The organism is Mesorhizobium sp. WSM4898, assembly GCF_029625845.1.
Taxonomy (GTDB): Bacteria; Pseudomonadota; Alphaproteobacteria; order Rhizobiales; family Rhizobiaceae; genus Mesorhizobium.
The window spans coordinates 1,109,245-1,130,504 of record NZ_JARTVQ010000001.1 but is presented as its reverse complement, the minus strand read 5'-3'; the positions used below and the strand labels follow the sequence as shown (position 1 = coordinate 1,130,504).

General features: G+C 64.1%; 18 protein-coding genes. 13 read left to right on the top strand and 5 right to left on the bottom strand.

Features of this window, described 5'->3' with window-relative positions:
* Positions 1-234 precede the first annotated feature (234 nt).
* The 3 genes from P9228_RS05435 to P9228_RS05425 all read left to right on the top strand — a co-directional run bounded on the left by P9228_RS05435 (position 235) and on the right by P9228_RS05425 (position 2,288).
* Entirely contained in the window at positions 235-675 is a 441-nt protein-coding gene (locus P9228_RS05435) for a hypothetical protein (protein WP_066993921.1), read from the top strand.
* Between the two features lie 9 nt (positions 676-684).
* On the top strand, positions 685-1,269 hold the full coding sequence (locus tag P9228_RS05430) for a hypothetical protein (RefSeq protein ID WP_245307477.1): 585 nt from the start codon (positions 685-687) through the stop codon (positions 1,267-1,269).
* Positions 1,270-1,523: 254 nt separating this feature from the next.
* Positions 1,524-2,288 carry a pseudouridine synthase gene (locus tag P9228_RS05425; protein ID WP_278052627.1) on the top strand — a complete coding sequence of 255 codons (765 nt, stop codon included), beginning with the start codon at positions 1,524-1,526 and terminating at the stop codon, positions 2,286-2,288.
* Positions 2,289-2,300: 12 nt separating this feature from the next.
* On the opposite strand, the gene P9228_RS05420 is transcribed toward P9228_RS05425, so the two are convergent.
* Together P9228_RS05420 and P9228_RS05415 are read right to left on the bottom strand one after the other, a co-directional pair.
* A complete protein-coding gene (locus P9228_RS05420) occupies positions 2,301-2,882 on the bottom strand; it encodes a histidine phosphatase family protein (protein ID WP_278052626.1) in 582 nt (193 codons plus the stop codon).
* A 196-nt stretch (positions 2,883-3,078) separates the two neighbouring features.
* The gene (locus P9228_RS05415) at positions 3,079-4,413 is read right to left on the bottom strand and encodes a dicarboxylate/amino acid:cation symporter (RefSeq protein ID WP_278052625.1); all 1,335 of its coding nucleotides are present in this window, start codon (positions 4,411-4,413) and stop codon (positions 3,079-3,081) included.
* 234 nt (positions 4,414-4,647) lie between these two features.
* On the opposite strand from P9228_RS05415, the gene P9228_RS05410 reads away from it, so the two are divergent.
* From P9228_RS05410 to P9228_RS05400, 3 genes are all read left to right on the top strand, one after another.
* The gene (locus P9228_RS05410; protein WP_127241452.1) at positions 4,648-6,513 is read left to right on the top strand and encodes a sensor histidine kinase; all 1,866 of its coding nucleotides are present in this window, start codon (positions 4,648-4,650) and stop codon (positions 6,511-6,513) included.
* The gene (locus P9228_RS05405; protein ID WP_127241451.1) at positions 6,510-7,898 is read left to right on the top strand and encodes a sigma-54 dependent transcriptional regulator; all 1,389 of its coding nucleotides are present in this window, start codon (positions 6,510-6,512) and stop codon (positions 7,896-7,898) included. The genes P9228_RS05410 and P9228_RS05405 overlap by 4 nt, the downstream gene beginning before the upstream one ends.
* Positions 7,899-8,110: 212 nt before the next feature.
* Positions 8,111-8,365 (top strand): hypothetical protein, encoded by a 255-nt coding sequence (locus P9228_RS05400; protein WP_170950361.1) that lies wholly within the window; start codon positions 8,111-8,113, stop codon positions 8,363-8,365.
* Here the strand turns inward: P9228_RS05400 and ggt are convergent, their stop codons facing one another.
* From ggt to P9228_RS05385, 3 genes are all read right to left on the bottom strand, one after another.
* The gene (gene ggt, locus P9228_RS05395) at positions 8,366-10,105 is read right to left on the bottom strand and encodes a gamma-glutamyltransferase (RefSeq protein WP_278052624.1); all 1,740 of its coding nucleotides are present in this window, start codon (positions 10,103-10,105) and stop codon (positions 8,366-8,368) included.
* Positions 10,106-10,328: 223 nt separating this feature from the next.
* The gene (gene rhaI, locus P9228_RS05390) at positions 10,329-11,621 is read right to left on the bottom strand and encodes an L-rhamnose catabolism isomerase (RefSeq protein WP_278052623.1); all 1,293 of its coding nucleotides are present in this window, start codon (positions 11,619-11,621) and stop codon (positions 10,329-10,331) included.
* Positions 11,622-11,779: 158 nt separating this feature from the next.
* Positions 11,780-13,882 carry a bifunctional rhamnulose-1-phosphate aldolase/short-chain dehydrogenase gene (locus tag P9228_RS05385; RefSeq protein WP_278052622.1) on the bottom strand — a complete coding sequence of 701 codons (2,103 nt, stop codon included), beginning with the start codon at positions 13,880-13,882 and terminating at the stop codon, positions 11,780-11,782.
* Between the two features lie 186 nt (positions 13,883-14,068).
* On the opposite strand from P9228_RS05385, the gene P9228_RS05380 reads away from it, so the two are divergent.
* The 7 genes from P9228_RS05380 to P9228_RS05350 all read left to right on the top strand — a co-directional run bounded on the left by P9228_RS05380 (position 14,069) and on the right by P9228_RS05350 (position 21,253).
* Positions 14,069-14,878, top strand: a complete 810-nt coding sequence (locus tag P9228_RS05380; protein ID WP_095777439.1) for a DeoR/GlpR family DNA-binding transcription regulator — start codon at positions 14,069-14,071, stop codon at positions 14,876-14,878.
* Positions 14,879-14,934: 56 nt separating this feature from the next.
* Positions 14,935-15,930: a rhamnose ABC transporter substrate-binding protein gene (gene rhaS / locus P9228_RS05375; protein ID WP_095782942.1), complete on the top strand. Its 996-nt coding sequence runs from the start codon at positions 14,935-14,937 to the stop codon at positions 15,928-15,930.
* Positions 15,931-16,049: 119 nt separating this feature from the next.
* Positions 16,050-17,606, top strand: a complete 1,557-nt coding sequence (locus P9228_RS05370; RefSeq protein ID WP_278052621.1) for a sugar ABC transporter ATP-binding protein — start codon at positions 16,050-16,052, stop codon at positions 17,604-17,606.
* Positions 17,603-18,580, top strand: a complete 978-nt coding sequence (locus P9228_RS05365; RefSeq protein ID WP_067322800.1) for an ABC transporter permease — start codon at positions 17,603-17,605, stop codon at positions 18,578-18,580. The genes P9228_RS05370 and P9228_RS05365 overlap by 4 nt, the downstream gene beginning before the upstream one ends.
* Positions 18,577-19,578 carry an ABC transporter permease gene (locus tag P9228_RS05360; protein ID WP_095799395.1) on the top strand — a complete coding sequence of 334 codons (1,002 nt, stop codon included), beginning with the start codon at positions 18,577-18,579 and terminating at the stop codon, positions 19,576-19,578. The genes P9228_RS05365 and P9228_RS05360 overlap by 4 nt, the downstream gene beginning before the upstream one ends.
* Positions 19,578-19,892 carry an L-rhamnose mutarotase gene (rhaM, locus tag P9228_RS05355; RefSeq protein ID WP_067322795.1) on the top strand — a complete coding sequence of 105 codons (315 nt, stop codon included), beginning with the start codon at positions 19,578-19,580 and terminating at the stop codon, positions 19,890-19,892. The genes P9228_RS05360 and rhaM overlap by 1 nt, the downstream gene beginning before the upstream one ends.
* Entirely contained in the window at positions 19,889-21,253 is a 1,365-nt protein-coding gene (locus tag P9228_RS05350; protein WP_278052620.1) for an FGGY-family carbohydrate kinase, read from the top strand. The genes rhaM and P9228_RS05350 overlap by 4 nt, the downstream gene beginning before the upstream one ends.
* Positions 21,254-21,260 lie beyond the last annotated feature (7 nt).

The following is a 21,260-nucleotide window of genomic DNA, read 5'->3' as shown; positions in this document are numbered from 1 at the left end:
CATCCCGTTCTGCCGCGGTTCGACAAAGTCGTCCACCTTCGCGCGGGGCGAACTTAGCTTGAATGGACACCTGTGTCCATTGAGGAATCGAGGCTGCGCCTCGCAGGGAGCGCGGCAACCGGCCATCTAAGCCAAGTGAAATGCATTTGCGCGTGTCAGGCGCATGGCGGATTTCATTTGCTTGGTGATCCTCCTCCCATGGGGCAAACTCCCGCCGGGCTGTCAGGAGGAGAAATGAGAGCACGCGCAGCGACGGTCGGAGATCTCGAGGATGTTTTCCGCGGCCTGTCCAAGCGAATGTCGGACGAGTACCTGGCGGCCGGCAAGGACAGCAAGGCCGCCTACGACAATCTGATGATGAACCTGAAGGAAGGCCGGGCCCATGCGCTGGTCGAGGGCGCGCAGGCCGTCGCCTTTATCGCCTGGCATGAGCATGGCGACGCGGCCGACACGCTGTTTGCCGCGCAGGAGGACTTCTTCAGAGCGGCAACCGTTCGCTTCTGCAGGCGTCACATCCGCCACATCCAGGCGCTCGCCGGCAACCTGCCCGTGCACTCGCGCAGCTGGCTCGATGGACCGGACGTCGCAAAATGGTTTCGGCTCATCGGCTATGTCGAGCGGGGACAGGAGAATGGCGCCACCCTGTTCGAACTGCCGCCGGCGCCCAATGGGTGACACGGGTTATTGGCGCAGCGGCTTGCACCGCGCAGCAATTGGCGGGATGGTGTGGAAGGCAGCCGGGGGCGCTGGCAGGCCGGAGATGCATGGCTGCTGGAAATCAAAATGGTGCGAGCTTGTTTGGCCCTTGTCGCCCTTGTTGCCCTTGCGAGGCCAACAGAAGCAGGCGAGCGAGCGGCTCCTCTCTTCGACCGCTCCGATCTGGCGTCCGCGTATTCGGGTGAGTCCGACCTCGTAACCGCATATACGACCGGGATGGCCCGGTACCGTCTTCAGCTCATGGCGCGTACCGGCACCGCCAATCTCGCCGCCCCTCTCGAACCTTTGGCCCTGCGGCCGGAATTTCGCCAGCGGACATGGCGCTCGGCCGATGGCAGCCTGCTGCAGGGCTTCGCCGGCAAAGGCGGCTTCCGGCTGACTGTCGGCAACTGCCTTGCCCGCCTCTGCGCGGCCAGCGAATGCAGCGAGGCCGGCTGGCCGGTCTATGCCTGCAGCGACGGCCATAAGCGCAAGATGTCGGTGAAGAGCTTCGTGACGGCAACCTTCGACGGCGTCCCTTACCGGCGGTTGAGCGCTCCGCCGGAACCGTGATTTGATTGCGGTCGACGACGCTGCCGGTTCAGCAAAGTCAGGTACTCGTCACCACCCGAAACGCTGGCTGCACCGCTTCTCGTCACCGGAGCAGCCACATCAGCACGGGACCGCCAGCGAGCGTGGCGACCAGGCCGGCCGGGATCTGGCGCGGGATCAAGGTGCGGCCGATCTGCGAGCGAAGGGCAATGCGAGAAGTGCAAGCACGGCGGCCAGGTTGCGCCGGCGTCGCCCGGCATGGCATCTGTCGGCCGATGACACGCAAGCCCCTACGACAGCTTCCCGAATTCCCGCGACGACCGATCGCTGGAAAAGTCAGCCTCAACCGAGCGCTGTCGAAGCTAGGATTCTGCTCGCGCAAGCAGGCCGAACTGATGATCGCCGAAGGACGCGTTCGCGTTGCCGGCAAGGTGGCGCGCGATCCCTCGCTGCGCGTCGATCCGGATCGCGACCGCATCGCAGTCGATGGCGCACAGGTCGCCGCGGAACGAAAAGTGTATCTGATGCTCAACAAGCCACGCGGGCTGGTCACAACGCGCGACGACCCCGACGGGCGCGGCACCGTCTATGACTGCCTTGCTGATCTTGACCTGCCCTTCGTGTCGCCGGTCGGCCGTCTCGACAAAGCGAGCGAAGGTCTGCTGTTGATGACCAACGACACGCGCTGGGCGAACGGCTTGCTCGATCCTGCCTCGCATGTCGCCAAGACCTATCATGTGCAGATTGCTTCCGTGCCCGACGAGAAGATGCTCGAGCGGTTCCGCCAAGGCGCTGTCGTCGACGGGGAATTGCTGACGGCGAGCTCGATCGCGCTCTTGCGCAGCGGCGGGCGCACGGCCTGGCTGGAGATAGTCCTCGACGAAGGCCGCAACCGCCAGATCCGCCGCATGCTCGGCGCCTTCGACATCGGCGTGCTCAGGCTGGTGCGGGTGGCGATCGGGAGGCTGCAGTTGGGTGATCTCGCGAAGGGCAAGGCGCGGCATTTAACGGCCGTGGAGCTGGCGATGCTTGCCGCTTAACAGGGGCCGGAACTACTTTTGGTTCCAGCGGCGGATGACCGGTTCGGTCAGGTCGTGCTCGTAGCCGAGGATGCTGAGGCTCGCGGTATCGAGGACGAAATGTTCGCCGCCTTCCGGCGGCAGGCTGATCCAGCGCGCCGCAAGCACGCGCAGGAAATGCGAGCTCGAGAAGATGAGCACATTGCCGGCCGCCGTCCGGATTTCGGCCACGATCGCATCGGCCCTTGCGCCGACATCGGCTGCCGTCTCGCCGCCCGGACAGCCGTCGCGAAACAACTGCCAGCCGGGACGTCCGGCAAGGATTTCCTTCGTCGTCACGCCTTCATAGGCGCCATAATCCCATTCCTGCAGGTCGGCCTTCTTGAGCGCGCGCTCGCCGAAGCCGGCCAGCCGGCAGGTGTCGAAGGCGCGCTGCGATGGGCTCGACCAGACCGCCTGGAAGGTCTGCTCCTTGAAGCGGTCGGCGACGCCGCGTGCGGCCTGTTCGCCTTTCGCGGTCAACGGAATGTCGGTGCGGCCGGTATGCTTTCCCGATGCGCTCCATTCCGTCTCGCCATGGCGGACAAGGTAGATTTCGGGAAACGCGCTGCTCATCCGCCGGCCCTCACGCTTAGATGCACCGGCAAGAATGCCGGCCCGCGCCACCCTATGCGGCGTCCGACAAAAAGAACAGGCCGCGGCAGAGCCACGGCCTGTTTCGGCTTGGGTGGACGCTCGTTGTCTGTGCAACTCCGGATCGAAGGCTACGGTGAAGTCACCGAGGCAATTTTCCGGGAATTGTTTCGATCGCTCAGGCCGGCTGCAGGCCGCCTGAGAGCGCGAGGTCTGCCTCCTCCGGCATCTGGCCGGCCATGGCGGCGGCGAACTGCTGCTGGTCGAGCTCGCCTTCCCAGCGCGCCACGACGATGGTCGCGACGGCATTGCCGACGAAGTTGGTGAGCGCGCGACACTCCGACATGAAGCGGTCCACGCCGAGGATCAGCGCCATGCCGGCAACCGGCACCGAAGGCACGACCGAAAGCGTGGCCGCCAAGGTGATGAAGCCCGCGCCGGTGATGCCGGCGGCCCCCTTGGAGCTCAGCATGGCAACGAGCAGCAGCAGGATCTGGTCGCCGAAGGTGAGCGGCGTGTCGGTCGCCTGGGCGATGAACAGCGCTGCCAGCGTCATGTAGATGTTGGTGCCGTCGAGGTTGAAAGAATAGCCGGTCGGGATGACAAGACCGACCACCGAGCGATTGCAGCCGGCGCGCTCCATCTTGGCCATCAGGCCGGGAAGTGCTGCCTCCGACGATGAGGTGCCGAGCACCAGGAGCAGCTCTTCCTTGATGTAGCGGATCAGCGCGAGGATGGAGAAGCCGTTGTACCATGCCACCGCGCCCAGCACGATCAGCACGAAGAGCAGCGACGTCAGGTAAAAGGTGCCGATCAGGAAGGCGAGATTGGCGATCGCACCGATGCCGTATTTGCCGACGGTGAAGGCCATGGCGCCGAAGGCGCCGATGGGCGCAGCCTTCATCAGGATGGCGACGAGGCGGAAGATCGGCGCCGTCAGCGCCTGCAGGAAGTCGACCACCGGACGAGCGCGCTCGCCGACCAAAGCGAGAGCGACGCCGAACAGCACCGAGAAGAACAGCACCTGCAGGATGTCGCCCTGGGCGAAGGCGCCGGTTATGGTGTCGGGGATGATGTTCAGCAGGAAGCCGACGATCGTCGTATCATGCGCCTTCTCGGTGAAGGTCGAGACCTTCGAGACGTCGAGCGTCGCCGGATTGATGTGCATGCCGGCGCCGGGCTGGACGACGTTTGACACGATCAGGCCAACGATGAGCGCCAGCGTCGAGAAGACGAGGAAGTAGATCATCGCCTTGCCGGCGACCCGGCCGACCTTGTGCAGGTCGGAGACGCCGGCGATGCCGGTCGCGACGGTGAGGAAGATTACTGGCGCGATCACCATCTTGACCAGCTTGATGAAGGCATCACCGAGCGGCTTCAACGAGGCGCCGATGTCGGGATAGAAATGGCCAAGCAGGATGCCGGCGGCGATCGCCGCCAGGACCTGCACGTAAAGATGCCGATAAAAGGGAACTTTGCCGCGCGGTTCCGCGGCAGCGATTGCCGTCTGCATGATGTCCTCCGTTCGGCCCCGATCGAGAAGCTCGACCTCCCGGGGCAGTTGACCTTCACAGCCTCGCGGCTGCTGCGGATGCATTTGCAACGGCCGTGCCAGATTGCGCCTTGAGGCGTCGAGCATTGATTTTGTTTGGTTTTCTGACGCAACGCGCTTTGCCATTCGACAGCGCAGTGCGGCGATCCGCATAGCTCGAATTGTGCTTTGTGCGAAATCATGCACAAATGGGCGATGCTGCAACGCCCCGCCGCTGCCCTCGCTTCGACGCCCGAACTGCTCGCCGGGCGGGCGCGGCGCGCCTGGCTGCTGTTTGCGGCGGTGGCGCTTCTCATCGTCTTTGCAGCGCTCTATGGCGCCGGCCTCTACGGACGCTCGACCGAGATCGAGGCGCTGTCGGCGCAAGGGCGGACCGACGCCAATCTCAAGGTGGCGCTGCTGCGTGCGGTGCTCGAAAACCCGCGCGCGCTGCCGCTGCTTCTGTCCGAAGACCAGCAGGTGCATGACGCGCTCGCTGAGCGCAGCCCCGCCTCGATCGACGTGCTGAACCGCAAGCTCGAAGGGCTGGTTTCGGGCACCAAGGCCTCGGTGCTTTACGTCACCGGCCCGGACGGGCTGGCCATCGCTTCCAGCAACTGGCGCGAGCCGGTTAGCTTTGTCGGCAATGACTACGGTTTTCGCGCCTATTTCTCGGGCGCCATGCAATCCGGCACGGCCGAGTATTTCGCGCTCGGCAATGTCAGCAAGCGCCCGGGCCTCTACATTTCGCGCCGTGTCGGGAGTGCGGCGGCCCCGCTCGGCGTCGTCGTGGTCAAGATGGAGTTCGACCAGCTCGAAGCCGACTGGCACGAGGCGAACCGCCCGGCCTATGTCAGCGACGAGCATGGGGTGGTGCTGATCACCAGCGTGCCCTCCTGGCGCTTCATGACGACGGCGCCGCTGGCCGCTCCAGTCGCGGCCGACATCCGCGCCAGCCAGCAGTTCGGCGAGGCTCCGCTGGTGCCGTTGCCCGTCACGAGGCCGCAACCGCTCAGCCCCGATGTCGCGTTGGTGCACGCCATCACGCCCGGCGGCAGCGACGCAGAGTATCTGCGGCTATCCACCGCCGTGCCGTCGACGCCATGGCGCCTCGACTATCTCGTGCCGGCGGAAGCGCCGATCGCGGCGGCGCAGCGCGAAATGCGTTTGTTGGCCCTCGGCGTCCTTGTCCCGCTGCTCGCTTTGGCCGCCTATCTGTTGTGGCGCCGGCAGTCCGCGCAGATGCGGATCGCTGCCGAGCAGGCGGCGCGCGCCGAACTCGAACGGCGCGTCGTCGAGCGCACGCAGGACCTCAGCCTCGCACGCGACCGGCTGCAGGCCGAGATCGCCGACCACCGCAGCACCGAAGCCAAGCTGCAGGTCATGCAGCAGGAGCTGGTGCAGGCCAACCGCCTGGCGACGCTCGGCCAGGTTGCCGCGGGCGTCGCGCATGAGATCAACCAGCCGGTGGCGACCATCCGCGCCTATGCCGACAATGCGCGCGTTTTCCTGGAACGCAAGCAGCCGGCGTCGGCGGAGGAAAATCTCGGCGCCATCGCTGCGCTGACAGAACGCATCGGCTCCATCACCGAGGAGCTGAAAGCTTTCGCCCGCAAGGGTCGCACCGCCGCCGAGCCGGTCGAGTTGCGCAGCGTCATCGAAGGCGCCGTGGTGCTGCTAAGGAGCCGCTTTGCCGGCCGGCTGGACGCGCTGGCGATCACGCTGCCACCGGCGACGATGAAAGTGATGGGCAACCGGCTGCGGTTGGAGCAGGTGCTGATCAACCTGTTCCAGAACGCGCTGGAAGCGCTCGACGGTCGTGACGGTGCTCGGGTCGAAGTGTCCGCCGCGGAAACCGCCGACGGCGTCGCGCTGATCGTATCCGATAACGGACCGGGGATTCCGCCGGCGATCCTGAAATCGCTGTTCACGCCTTTCAATACCTCGAAGGAAAAGGGCTTGGGGCTCGGGCTCGTCATCTCGAAGGACATCGTCGCCGACTATGGCGGGCGCATCGAGGTGACGAGCAACGGGAGCGGCACCCGCTTCACCATCCATCTCTCGAAGGCTGACCCGACATGACAGACGGCAATCCGGTCATCCTGATCGATGACGATAGCGACCTGCTCAAGGCGACGAAGCAGACGCTCGAACTTGCCGGTTTTGCCGTGTCTGCCTTTTCCTCGGCAAGCGAGGCACTCGTCGGCCTCGATGCCGGCTTTGCCGGCGTCTTGGTGTCAGACATCCGCATGCCCGAAATGGACGGCCTGCAGCTTTTCGACCTCGTGGTCGACCTTGACCCGGATATCCCCGTCATCCTCGTCACCGGGCACGGCGATATCGCCATGGCGGTAAAGGCGATGAAGGACGGCGCCTATGACTTCATCACCAAGCCCTTCGCGGCCGACCGGCTGGCGCAAAGTGTATGGCGCGCCGCGGAAAAGCGCCGTCTTGTGATGGAGAACCGCGCCTTGCGCGAAGCGGCCGAGCAGGCGCAGGAAGGCCTTCCGCTGATCGGCCAGACACCGGCTATGGAGCGGCTGCGCCGCACGCTGAGACAGATCGCCGACACCGATGTCGATGTGCTGGTGACCGGCGAGACAGGCTCGGGCAAGGAGGTGGTGGCGAGCCTGCTGCATCGCTGGAGCCGCCGCGCCAAGGGCAATTTCGTCGCGCTCAATTGCGGCACGTTGCCGGAGACAGTGATCGAAAGCGAATTGTTTGGCCATGAGGCCGGCGCCTTCACCGGCGCGCAGAAGAAGCGCGTCGGCCGCATCGAGCATTCGAGCGGCGGCACGCTGTTCCTCGACGAGATCGAAAGCATGCCGCCCTCCACTCAGGTGCAGATGCTGCGCGTGCTCGAAATGCGCGAGGTGACGCCACTCGGCACCAACGAAATCCGGCCGGTCGACCTGCGCGTCGTTGCCGCCGCCAAGATCGATCTCGGCGATCCCGGCCAGCGCGGCAATTTCCGCGAAGACCTCTATTATCGGCTCAATGTGGTGACGCTTTCGATCCCGCCGCTGCGCGAGCGCCGGGACGATGTGCCGTTGCTGTTCGGGTATTTCGCCGAGCGCGCCGCTGCCCGCTTTCATCGCCAGGTGCCCGCGGCGCCGGCCGCCGTCCAGCGCCATCTGCGCGAACACGACTGGCCGGGCAATGTCCGCGAGCTCGCCCATTTTGCCGAGCGCTTCGTGCTCGGACTGGAAGAGATCGGCAGCAGCCCCGCCGCTCAGCCGACAGATTTGGACGTCTCGATGCCCTTGCCGGAACGGCTGGAGCGCTACGAGGCCGAGATCATCCGCGAGACACTTGGCCGCAATGGCGGCGATGTCCGGCGTACGATCGAGGCGCTTGGCATTCCGCGCAAGACCTTCTACGACAAGCTGCAGCGGCACGGCATCGTGCGCAGCGATTTTTCCAGAGAGATCAAGCTTGTGGAACCCGATCGAAGCCCTCGGCGTTGAGGCTATCCAGGAAACCGTGGCACGTTGGCACCAGCCGGGTGGCGAACGCGTGATGGCGGTGGCGTTGCCGGTTGCACTTGGCTAGCGTTGATGGTTTGTTGCCGCTCAGCGGAGAACGAATGATGCGCGAATCCCTCGGTCAAGACGAATACGGCTCGGCCAGCCCCTTTGATCCGGACGATCTGCCGAATCTCAACGCCATGGGACCGGCGATGGGCAGCGGCAATGATTTCGAGAAATATGCCGTTGCCGTCATCATCGTGTTCGGCGCGCTGATCATCGGCGGCCTGATGGCCGCCTCGATGACCTTCGGCCACCGCAACGGCTTCCTGTTTGCGTTGGGCGGCGCCACTTCGGCCTGGATTTCGGGCAACGCGCTGCTGATTGACCGGCCGCGCATTTATGCGCTGTTCGTCGGCATTGCCGCGGTGCTGCTGATTGCCTCAACCATCACCCTTGTCGTGTAGTCAGTAGCCCAGCGCCTCGCCGGAAGCGGCGCGGCTGTCGATGGCTCCGTTGTAGCGGGCGCCGCCACCTTTCTCGATCTCCGCCAGGCTCTTGCCGCCGACAAGGATGCCGGCCGCCTGGCCCCAGGTCTGGTCGCTGAGATCGAGATGATAGCCCATGCCGGCAAGCAGCCTTTCGGTGTCGGGAGAAAGCCCGAAAGGCTCGACATAGACGGTGTCGGGCAGCCATTGATGGTGGATGCGCGGGGCGTCGATCGCCTCCTGAATGTTCATGCCGTGGTCGATGACGTTGACGATCGCCTCCAGCGTGATGGTGATGATGCGCGAGCCACCCGGGCTGCCGATGACCATGAACGGCTTGCCGTCCTTCACAACGACGGTCGGGCTCATCGAGGACAGCGGCGTCTTCTTCGGCTGGATCGCGTTGGCCTCGCCTTGGACCAGTCCGTAGAGGTTGGGCACGCCGGGCTTCTGGGTGAAATCGTCCATTTCGTTGTTGAGCAGGATCCCGGTGCCGTCGGCGACGACGCCGGCGCCAAAGGAACCATTGAGCGTATAGGTGACGGCTACCGCGTTGCCGTCCTTGTCGATGATAGAATAATGGGTGGTTTCCTTCGACTCGCCGAAGCCCTTGGGCATCAAGTCCTTCGAGACGCCGGCGCGGAACGGATCGATCTTGTCGCGGATGTCCTTGGCATAGCCCTTGTCGAGCAGTTTCGAGACCGGATTGTCGACGAAATCCGGATCGCCGAGCGCCGAATTGCGGTCGACATAGGCATGACGCATGGCCTCGACCATGACGTGGACGGTCTCGGCCGAGCCGGCTCCGAGATAGGACAGCGGATAGCCTTCGAGCACATTGAGGATTTCGCAGATGATGACGCCGCCCGAACTCGGCGGCGGCGAGGAGATGATCTCGTGGCCGCGATAGGAACAGGTCACCGGCTTCAGCTCGCGCACCGCGTATTGCTCGAAATCGCCTTTGGCGAGGATGCCGCCCTTGGCGCCGCTCGCCTTGACGATCGCGTCGGCAATCGGCCCCTTGTAGAAGGCATCGGGGCCTTTCTCGGAGATCGCCGAGAGCGAGGCCGCAAGGTCCGACTGAACTAGCTTCTCGCCGATGCCATAGGGCTTCCCGTCTTTTTTCAGAAAAATAGCGGCCGCTGCCGGATCCTTGGCCAGCCGGTCGGCGCCGCCGGCGAAGGAGGCCGCGTCGCCCTGGTTGAGGACGAAGCCGTCCTTGGCATAGGCGATCGCCGGGGCCATGAGATCCTGTCTGGACAAGGTCCCGTATCTCTCGCGCGCCATCTCGAAGCCGGCCACCGAACCAGGCACGCCGACGGCGAGATAACCGTCGAGGCTGGCACCTTTGATCGGCTTGCCCTCCTTATCGAGATACATCGTCTTGGTCGCCGCAAGGGGCGCGCGCTCGCGGAAATCGATGAAGGTCGAACGGCCGTCCTTCAAGCGGATGGTCATGAAACCGCCGCCGCCGATATTGCCGGCATTCGGATAGACGACGGCCAGCGCATAGCCGACGGCGACCGCCGCATCGACGGCGTTGCCGCCCTTCTTCAGCACGTCGACGCCGACTTCGGTGGCGAGATGCTGGGCGGTCACCACCATGCCGTGCTCGCCCTTGGCGGGAGCCGGCGAAGCCGCAAAAACGGCGGCCGATGGTGTGAAGGCAACAGTGAGCGCAAAGCTGACGGCGATCAGCGTCCGGCGGGTGAGATGCATGGTGGGTCTCCAAGGCGGGGGGACACCCAGGAAAGACCGTTGGAGCGCGTTAGTCCAATAACAATTGGAGTAGCATTGGGCAGAGCCCCTCACCTGCCCCGAATTGCGAAGGGCAATTCGGGGCAGTCCGACCTCTTCCCGCGGGGGAAGGAGCTCGTCAGCGCCGACGCCAACCTCTTCTGCCTTGGGAGAAAGGCGGCCGCGAAGCGGCCGGATGAGGGTGTCAGACGATCCCGCCGCCACCGCCGGCGACGCCCGGCCGCTCCGCCGCGACCTTCGCCCGGTAGCCGGCCTCGCGATAGGCGGCGACTGGATCAATGGCGCCGCCGGTTCTCAGCCGCGCCATGGCGAGGATCGGCTCGACATCGGTGCGGTAGGCGGTCTTCAGCGTCTGCGTCGCCATCAGCGCGTCGTTCGCTTCCTGAAAACCGTCCAGCGCCTTGCGGTCGACCAGCAGCGCCTGCGCATAGGCGCGCTGCACCTCGACCGCGGACAGCATCAGGCTTTCGATCGGATCGGTGACGTTATGGCTCTGGTCGAGCATATGCGCGGGATGGAATCCCTTGGCACCCGAAAGCTCTGCATCGACCAGCTCGTTGAAGACCAAAAACAGCCGGTAAGGATCGATCGAACCGGCGTCGAGATCGTCGTCGCCATATTTGGAATCGTTGAAGTGGAAGCCGCCGAGCTTGCCGAATTGAATCAGCCGCGACACGATCATCTCGATGTTGACGTTGGGCGCGTGGTGGCCGAGGTCGACGAGGCAGAAGGCCTTGTCGCCGAGCTCCTTGGCGATGATGTAGTTCGTGCCCCAGTCCTGCACGACGGTCGAATAGAAGGCCGGCTCGTACATCTTGTGCTCGGTAAACAGCCGCCAGTCGTCCGGCAGGCCGACGTAGATTTGCCGCATGGCGTCGAGATAGCGCTCGAAGGCCTTGGCGAAACTGACCTGGCCGGGGAAGTTCGAGCCGTCGCCGATCCATACCGTCAGCGCCTTCGAGCCAAGCGTCCTGCCGATCTCGATGCATTCGAGATTGTGCTCGACCGCCTGGCGGCGCGTGCCGGCATCGGCGTGCGACAGCGAGCCGAATTTGTAGGAGAGCTTCTGGTCCTTCGCGTCGGAAAAGGTGTTGGAGTTCATCGCATCGAACCCGAGCCCGAAACGCGCCGCCGCCTGCTTCAGCCGGTTCGGATCGGCCTTGTCCCACGGGATATGCAGCGAGACGGTAGGCGTCGCTTGCGTCAGCTGGCCGATGACGGCGCAATCCTCGATCTTGTCGAAGATGTCGCGCGGCTCGCCGGCGCCGGGAAAACGGGCAAAACGCGTGCCGCCGGTGCCGACGCCCCAGGACGGGATCGCGACGCCGAATTTTTCGACCGTGTCACGGATCGCATCGATAGCGATGCCGCGCCGGTCGAGGCGCTCGCCGAGGGAGGCGTAGTCACGCTCGAGGGCGGGTTGGCGAGCTGAGTTGTGGTTGGCGACGAGGTCGGCTGAGATGATCTGTTCGGGCATTTTTTCCTCCCAATTCGTCGGCGCTGCCCCTCATCCGCCTACCGGCACCTTCTCCCCTTATAGTGACGGGGAGAAGGGACGCGCTCCAGCGCTGGCGCCCCCTCTCCCCGTTCTTACGGGAGAGGGTAAGGGTGAGGGGCAGCGCTGGCTCTGACAATTTACCGCGTAAAGCTCTGCGCGTTGCCGGCGTCGACATTGACGATGTTGCCGGTCGACTTGGCCGACATGTCGGAAGCGAAGAAGTAGATCGCTTCGGCGATATCTTCCGGAAATACCGAGCGTTTCAGCATCGAACGCGACCGGTAATGCTCCTCGAGATCGTCGGTCGACATCTTGTAGGCGGCGGCGCGCTGTTCCTTCCATTCGCCGGTCCAGATCTTGGAGCCGCGCAGCACGGCGTCCGGATTGACGACGTTGACCCTGATCTGCGCCTCCGCACCCTCAAGCGCGAGACAGCGCGCGAGATGGATCTCGGCCGCCTTGGCCGTGCAGTAAGCGGTGGCGTTGGGCGAAGCGGCAAGGCCGTTCTTGGAGGCGACGAAGACGACATTGCCGCCGATCTTCTGCGCGCGGAACAGCCGGAAAGCCTCGCGCGAAACGAGGAAATAGCCGGTCGACAGGATGTCCATATTCTTGTTCCACAACGCCAGCGTCGTCTCCTCGATCGGCGCCGAGGAGGCCAGGCCGGCATTGGAAACCAGAATGTCGATGCCGCCGAACTCGACCGAAGTTTCGGCAAAGCCCGAAGTGACCTGATCTTCCGAGGTCACGTCGATCCGCACCGGACGGACGAAGTCTTTGCCGTAAGCCTTCGACAGCTCTTCGTGAGCGCCGGCAAGCGCGGCCTCATCGATATCGGCCAGCACGACGCAGGCGCCTTCGCGCAGCAGCCGGTTGGCCGTGGCGCGGCCAATGCCGCCGGCGCCGCCGGTGACCAGCGCGATCTGTCCCGCCAGCGCCTTCGGCTTCGGCAGGCGCTGGAGCTTGGCTTCTTCCAACTGCCAGTATTCGATGTCGAAGGCCTCCTGAGCCGGCAGGCCGACATAGGACGAGACCATCGAGGCGCCGCGCATGACGTTGATGGCGTTGACGTAGAACTCGCCGGAGATGCGCGCCGTCGCCTTGTCGCCGGCGAAAGTGAACATGCCGACGCCCGGCATCAGATAGACGACCGCGTTCGGATCGCGGATGGCGGGCGAGTCCGGATGTTTGCAACTGTCGTAGTAGGCCTGGTAGCCGACGCTATAGGCTGCAATGTCGTCGGCGAGGCGCGCGATGACGGCATCGACATCCGGCCTTGCCGGATCGAACTCGATTACCAATGGCCGGATCTTGGTGCGCAGGAAATGGTCCGGACAGGACGTGCCCAGCGCCGCCAGCGGGCGCAGGTCTTTCGAATTGACGAATTCGAGCACTACCGGCTGGTCGTCGAAATGGCCGAGCTTATGGCTCTTTTCCGAGATCAGGCCGCGGATTCTCGGCATGAGTTTCGCGGCAATGGCACGCCGTGCCGGCGCGTCGAGCGCCTTCACCACCTCGCCGCCGAAGATCGCCTTGCCGTCGGATTTGCGCTCGAACCAGTCGATCGCCTGATTGATCACCGAAATCGTCGTTTCGTAGCATTCCTTCGGCGTGTCGCCCCAGGTGAACAGGCCGTGGCTTTCGAGAACCACGCCCTTGGCGTCGGGGTTCTCGCGGCAGAATTTCTCCAGCCAAAGCCCAAGCTCGAAGCCCGGGCGCTTCCAGGGCAGCCAGCCGATGGCCTCGCCAAATACCTCTTTCGTGATCGCTCTGGAGTCCTTCGCCGCGGCAATCGCGATAACGGCATCGGGATGCATGTGGTCGACGCAAGCCTTCGGCACAAAGGCATGCAGCGGCGTGTCGATGGAGGCCGCGCGCGGATTGAGGTTGAAGGTGCAGTGGGGCAGATAGCCCACCATCTCATCCTCGTGGTCGACGCCGCGATAGAGGCTCTTTAGCGCGCGCAGCTTGTCCATGTAGAGGGTCGCAAACCCGTCGACCTTGATCGAAGCGCTGTCGCCGCCCGAGCCCTTGACCCACAGCACCTCGACGTCCTCACCGGTCAGCGGGTCTTTCTGCCAGACCTTGGACGAGGTGTTGCCGCCGCCATAATTGGTGACGCGCTTGTCTGAACCCAGCGTGTTCGAGCGATAGACCAGAAGCTCGGGACCGCTCATCCCTTCGGCCCTTGCATCGTCCCACAGATTGGCGAGGCGCGAGCCGGAGCGCTTGTCGAGCATAGGTATCCTCCCTTGGGACGCTAAAACCGAGCAGTCCAATTTGGCTGGAATGTCTACCCAACAGGGCCTCTTGTCAATCATAAACGATCAAGATCGATCATATTGCACTGCACAATGAAAATATGTGATCGGAAATGATTGACATTGCGCGTTTTCTGGTGCCTGATAGCCAGGCAGGGAGGAACCATGCACGAAAAAGAGCGCCACAGGATCATTCTGTCCGCCGTCCAGGAAAAGCCTGTGGTGACGGTGCAGGAAATGGTCGACCTGACGGACTCCTCCGAAGCGACGATTCGGCGCGATATCGCGGCGCTGCATGTGCAAAAGCGGCTGCGCCGGGTGCGCGGCGGCGCCGAGGCGATCTCACCGCCGCAAGTCATCGGCCTTGCCGGCCGGCCCTTCTCGGTCAACGAAACGCTGAACGCCGCGCAGAAGCGGGCGATCGCCCGCGAAGCGGTGAACCTTTGCAAGGACGGCGAGCCGATCATCATCAATGGCGGCACCACGACCTTCCAGATGGTGCATTTCCTGACCGGCCGCCGCATGCCGATCTTCACCAACTCGTTCCCGATCGCCGAGCACCTGCTCAAGCACTCGAAGAACACGGTGATGCTGTCGGGCGGCACGATCTATCGCGAGCAGAACATCATCCTGTCGCCCTTCGACAACGACGTGACGCGCAATTTCTATGCGCGGCGCATGTTCATGGGCGCTCAAGGGTTGGGACCGCTCGGCTTGATGGAAGGCGACCCGCTGCTGATCCAGGCGGAGCAAAAACTGATCGACCAGGCCGACGAGCTGGTGGTGCTGGTCGATTCCTCGAAATTCCGCATGCGATCCAGCCTGATCCTGTGCGGGCTGTCGCGCATCACGACCGTGATCACAGACGACGGTATCGACGACCGCGAAGCCAAGATGCTGGAAACCGCGGGTGTGGCGCTGATCGTCGCCCGCAAACAGTCAAGCGACAAGGAGGAATCTTCACTGCAGGCCTGAGGACAACTCGCGCCCGCAGCGGCGATGGAATGCAACGCTCAAGGGAGGATATTCGAATGAGCTTTTTGAAGAAACTGCTGGTCACGGCGGCCTTTTCCGCCGCCATGTTCGTGAATGGCGCCTATGCCGAGAACGTCAAGATCGCGCTGGTCGTGAAGTCGCTCGGCAACGGCTTCTTCGACGCCGCCAACAAGGGCGCCGAGGAAGCGGCCAAGGAACTGGGCGACGTCGACGTGATCTATACCGGTCCGACCAAAGCGACGGCGGAGGCGCAGATCGAGGTGATCAACTCGCTGATCGCGCAGAAGGTCAATGCCATCGCCGTCTCGGCCAATGACGCCGATGCGCTGGTGCCGGTGCTGAAGAAGGCGATGGATCGCGGCATCACCGTGATCTCGTGGGACTCCGGCGTCGCCAAGGAAGGCCGCCAGCTCCACCTCAACCCGTCCGACACCAATTTGATCGGCGAGACCATCATCAAGCTCGCCGCCGACTACCTGCCGGAAGGCGGCGATGTCGCCATCCTCTCGGCATCCTCGACCGCGACCAACCAGAATGCCTGGATCGAAGCGGCCAAGAAGGTGCTGCCGGAGAAGTTCCCGAAGATCAAGCTGGTCGCCACCGTCTATGGCGACGACGACTCCGCCAAGAGCACCGACGAAGCCAAGGGCCTGTTGAAATCCTATCCGAACCTCAAGGCGATCATCGCGCCGACCACCGTCGGCGTCGTTGCCGCCGCGCAGGTCGTCACCGACGAGAACCTGATCGGCAAGGTCAACGTCACCGGCCTCGCGCTGCCGTCGGAGTTCAAGAAGTTCATCGACAACGGCGCCAGCCAGGCGGTCGCGCTGTGGAACCCGATCGACCTCGGCTACTCGGCGATCTATCTCGCGCATGACCTGGCGGTGAAGAAAGAAGAGGCCAAGCCCGGCGCCACGCTGTCGATCGGCCGCGTCGGCAAGGTGACGCTCGACGACACCAACTCGGCTGCGATGGCTCCGCCCTTCCAGTTCGACAAGACCAACATCGAGAAGTTCTCAAAGATCTATTGATCTGAGGAGCTTGCACCCTCCCCCTTGTGGGGAGGGTCGGCGAGGCGGTGTCGCGAAGCAAAACTGGCGAGACGGGGCGGGGGTGACGACGCTTCCATGCACCAGGACCTTAACTTGATATGCTAGACAACCCCCATCCCGCTCACGTTGTTCGCGACCCTCCCCGCGAGGGCGAGGACAAATTGGCCCCGCGCCTGACGCTCTCAGGCATCTCCAAGAGTTTTCCGGGCGTTCGGGCGCTGCACAATGTCAGCCTGTCGCTCTATCCCGGACAGGTGACGGCGCTGATCGGCGAGAACGGCGCCGGCAAGTCGACGCTGGTCAAGATCATGACCGGCATCTACCAGCCCGACGCCGGCGAAATCAGCATCGACGGCCAGGCCGCGACGCTGCCCAGCGCGCATGCCGCCTTCGGCCACGGCATCACCGCCATCCATCAGGAGACGGTGCTGTTCGACGACCTTTCGGTCGCCGAAAACATCTTCCTCGGCCATGCGCCGCGCACCCGCTTCGGCACCATCGACTGGCGCACCATGCGCAAAAATGCGCGCGAGGTGCTGGAGACGATGCGCGCCGGCCACATCGACGCCGACACCCGCCTGAAGGACCTCGGCATCGCCAACAAGCATCTGGTGGCGGTGGCGCGCGCCATGTCCATCGACGCGCGCATCGTCATCATGGACGAGCCGACCGCCGCACTTTCGATGAAGGAGATCGACGAACTTTTCCTCTTGATCGAATTCCTGAAGAGCGAAGGCAAGGCGGTGCTCTTCATCAGCCACAAGTTCGACGAGATCTACCGCATCGCCGACCGCTACACCGTCTTCCGCGACGGCGAGATGGTGGGCGAAGGCCTGCTCAAGGACACCGGCCAGAACGAGATCGTGCGTATGATGGTCGGCCGCAACGTCGACCACATCTTTCCGCAGCGCGAGCCGAAGATCGGCGCGCCGGTGCTGTCGGTCTCCGGCCTGTCGCACCCGACCGAGTTCGACGATATCGGCTTCGAATTGCGCAAGGGCGAAATCCTCGGCTTCTATGGCCTCGTCGGTGCCGGCCGCAGCGAGGTGATGCAGGCGATCGCCGGCATTACGCGCACCAGCCGCGGCACGATTTCGCTGGACGGCAACTCAATGGCGCCGAAATCGGCGGCGGATTCGATCGAGGCCGGCATCGTCTATGTGCCGGAAGAGCGCGGCAAGCAGGGTGTCGTCATCGGCCTGCCGATCTTTCAGAACGTATCGCTGCCTTCGCTTGCGCGCACCTCGAAATCCGGTGTGCTCAAGCTGGCGGAAGAATTCTCACTTGCCCGCTCCTACACCGAGCGGCTGGACCTGCGCGCCTCGTCGCTCAGCCAGGATGTCGGCACCCTTTCCGGCGGCAACCAGCAGAAGGTGGTCATCGCCAAATGGCTGGCGACGACGCCGAAGGTCATCATCCTCGACGAGCCGACCAAGGGCATCGACATCGGCTCCAAAGCCGCTGTGCACGGCTTCATGGCCGAGCTCGTGGCGCAGGGGCTATCGGTGATCATGGTCTCCTCGGAACTGCCGGAAATCCTCGGCATGTCCGACCGGGTCGTGGTCATGCGTGAAGGCCGTATCGCGGCCACCTACGACAACAAAGGCCTGGACGCCGAGACGCTGGTCAGGACCGCAGCGGGGATCGCGGCATGAAGAATTTTCTCAAATATCGCGAGATCTGGCTGCTCGCCGGCATCGTCCTGTTGATCGGGCTGATCTCGACCCGCTTCCCCGGTTTTGCCGATCCGGCCAATCTGCGCCAGGTGTTCAACGACACCTCGATCCTGATGATCCTGGCGCTCGGCCAGATGGTGGTGATCCTGACGCGCTCGATCGATCTGTCGATGGCGTCCAACCTCTGCTTCACCGGCATGGTGGTGGCGATGCTCAACGCTGCCCATCCGGCGATCCCGATCCCGGTGCTGATCGTCATCGCACTGCTTGTCGGCCTCCTACTCGGCGCCATCAACGGCTTCCTGGTGTGGCGGCTGAATATCCCGTCCATCGTGGTCACGCTCGGCACGCTCACCATCTATCGCGGCGCCACCTTCGTCGTCTCCGGCGGCGCCTGGGTCAATGCCGACCAGATGAGCCCCGACTTCATCAACTTCCAGCGCGCCGCCTTCCTCGGCCTGCCGGTCCTGTCGTGGATCGCGCTTCTCGTCATTGCGCTGTTCTTTCTGGCGATGACGCGCACGCAGATCGGCCGCTCGATCTATGCCATCGGCGTCAACCCGACCGCCTCGGTCTATGCCGGCATCGATGTCGGCCGCACCAAGTTCATCGTCTTTTGCATTTCCGGCATGATCGGCGGGCTAGCCGGGTACTTATGGATCTCGCGCTACGTGATCGCCTCGGTCGAAGTCGCCAACGGCTACGAGCTCAACATCATCGCCGCCTGCGTCATCGGCGGCATCTCGATCGCCGGCGGCATTGGCTCGGTCGGCGGCGCGGTGCTCGGCGCGCTCTTCCTCGGCATCATCTCCAACGCGCTGCCGGTCATCAACATCTCGCCCTTCTGGCAGATGGCGATCTCGGGCAGCGCCATCATCCTGGCCGTGGTGCTCAACGCGCGCGGCGAGCGCCGGCAGGGTCGCATCATCCTCAGAAAGGCGGAAGCGGCATGACCGACACCCCTGCCCCGCGCCATATCCCCGACCGGCTCGACAAGCCGCTTTCTTCGGCGATCTTTTCCTGGGAGGCACTGCTCGTAGTCATCGCGATCCTCATCTTCGCGGTGAACAGCTTCGCCTCGCCCTATTTCCTCGACCCGTGGTCGCTCTCGGATCTGACCTTCAACTTCACCGAAAAGGGCCTGATTGCGCTTGCAATGGCGCTGCTGATCATCTCGGGCGAGATCGACCTGTCGGTTGCCGCGATTGTCGCGCTCGCTTCGACGATGATGGGCATGGCGGCGCAGGCGGGCGCCGGCACGCCGGTGCTGGTCGCGATCGGCATCGCCGTGGGGCTCGGCTGCGGCGCCTTCAACGGATTGCTCGTCACCAGGCTCGGCCTGCCTTCCATCGTCGTCACCATCGGCACGATGAGCCTGTTTCGCGGCATCGCCTTCATCATCCTCGGCGACCAGGCCTATAAGGGATATCCGGAGAGTTTCGCCTTCTTCGGCCAGGGTTATGTCTGGTGGGTCTTCTCGTTCGAGCTGGCGTTGTTCCTTTTCGCGGCGCTGGTCTACTGGTTCGTGCTGCATCGCACGAGCTTCGGCCGCCGCGTCTTTGCCATTGGCAACAATCCGGTCGCCTGCCAGTTCTCCGGTGTGCGCGTCGACCGCATCAAATTCATCCTGTTTTGCCTCACCGGGCTGATGTCGGGCATCGCCTCGGTGCTGATCACGTCACGGCTCGGCTCGACAAGGCCGTCGATTGCGCAGGGCTATGAGCTGGAGGCCATCACCATGGTGGTGCTGGGAGGTGTGTCGATCCTCGGCGGCGCCGGCAGCATCCTCGGCGTGGTTCTTGCCGCCTTCATCATGGGGCTGGTGACCTTCGGCCTCGGCCTGCTCAACGTGCCCGGCATCGTCATGTCGATCTTCATCGGCCTGCTGCTGATCATCGTCATTGCGCTGCCGATCGTCTGGCGGCGGCTGCGCGAAGGACGTTTCGCCTGATGGAGAAACACGCCTTCAAGATGAAGCTCAATCCCGGCATGAAGGCCGAGTACAAGCGCCGCCATGACGAGATCTGGCCTGAGCTGGCGGAGCTGCTGAGAGATGCCGGCGTCTCCGACTATTCGATCTATCTCGACGAGGAGACCAGCATCCTCTTCGGCGTGCTGTGGCGACGCGACGATCACGGCATGGCCGACCTGCCGAAACATCCTGTGATGCAGCGCTGGTGGGCGCATATGGCCGACCTCATGGAAACCAAACCCGACAATGAGCCGGTGGCGGTGCCGCTGGAAACCATGTTCCATATGGCATGATCCGCCACGTCGCCGTCATCGATATCGGCAAGACCAACGCCAAGGTGGCGCTGGTCGAGCTCACGACGCCGAGCGAGATCGCGCTGCGCCGCACCGCGAACGCGCCCGTTTGGCAGGCGCCCTACCCCCATCACGATGTCGAGGCGCTGTGGACGTTCATCCTGAACAGCCTCGCCGATATCAACCGCGAGCGGCGGATCGATGCGATCTCGATCACCACGCATGGCGCGACCGGGGCGCTGGTCGACGCCGCCGGCGAACTGGTGCTGCCGGTGCTCGACTATGAGTTCGACGGCCCCGACCAGCTTGCGGCCGACTACGACGCCGTACGCGCTCCCTTCGCCGAAACAGGCACGCCGCGGTTGCCCATCGGCCTTAATCTCGGCGCGCAATTCTTCTGGCAGCAAAAGCGCTTTCCAGTGGAATTCGCCAAGTCCGCCGCGATCCTCATGTATCCGCAATATTGGGCGCTGCGGCTGACTGGCGTCGCCGCCAACGAAGTGACATCGCTGGGCTGCCACACCGATCTGTGGAACCCCTGGACGTCCGACTATTCCTCGCTGGTCGACAGGATGGGCTGGCGTCCGCTGATGGCGCCCGTGCGTCGGGCGAAGGACAGGCTCGGATCGATCCTGCCGGCGATTGCCCGACTGACAGGGCTCGACCCCGCGACTCCCGTGTTCTGCGGCCTGCACGACTCCAACGCCTCGCTTCTGCCGCATCTGTTGTCCGATCGGCCGCCCTTCTCCGTCGTCTCGACCGGCACATGGGTGGTCTCGATGGCGGTCGGCGGCAAGAAGGTCGAGCTCGATGCGGCGCGCGACACGCTGGGCAATGTCAATGCGCAGGGCCATCCCGTGCCGTCGGCGCGCTTCATGGGTGGACGCGAGTTTTCGCTGCTGACCGAGGGCCAGGCGCAGGACTGGACCGAGGCCGATGTTGCCGCCGTGCTGGCACGCCAGGCCTTGCTGCTGCCTTCAACCCAACAGGGGTCTGGGCCATTCCCGCACCATGCCGCGCAATGGGTCAACGCCGAGGGCTTGCCCCCCGGCCAGCGCTTCGCCGCCATCTCGTTCTATCTGGCGCTGATGACCGCGACCTGCCTGGAGTTGATTGGCGGCGACGGGCGGACGACGGTCGAAGGGCCCTTTGCGCGGAACCCGCTTTTCATCCGCATGCTGGCGGCGGCAACGGGACGGGCTGTCATTGCGTCGGAGACGTCGACAGGAACGAGCATCGGCGCGGCACTGCTGGCGTCAGACGGCGCTACGGTCATCAGCAAAGGCGAGCGGACCGAGCTACCCGCAGATCCGGCTTGGCATGATTACGCGCGAGCGTGGCAGCGGGTCGTCGGGACGTGATCCCCGC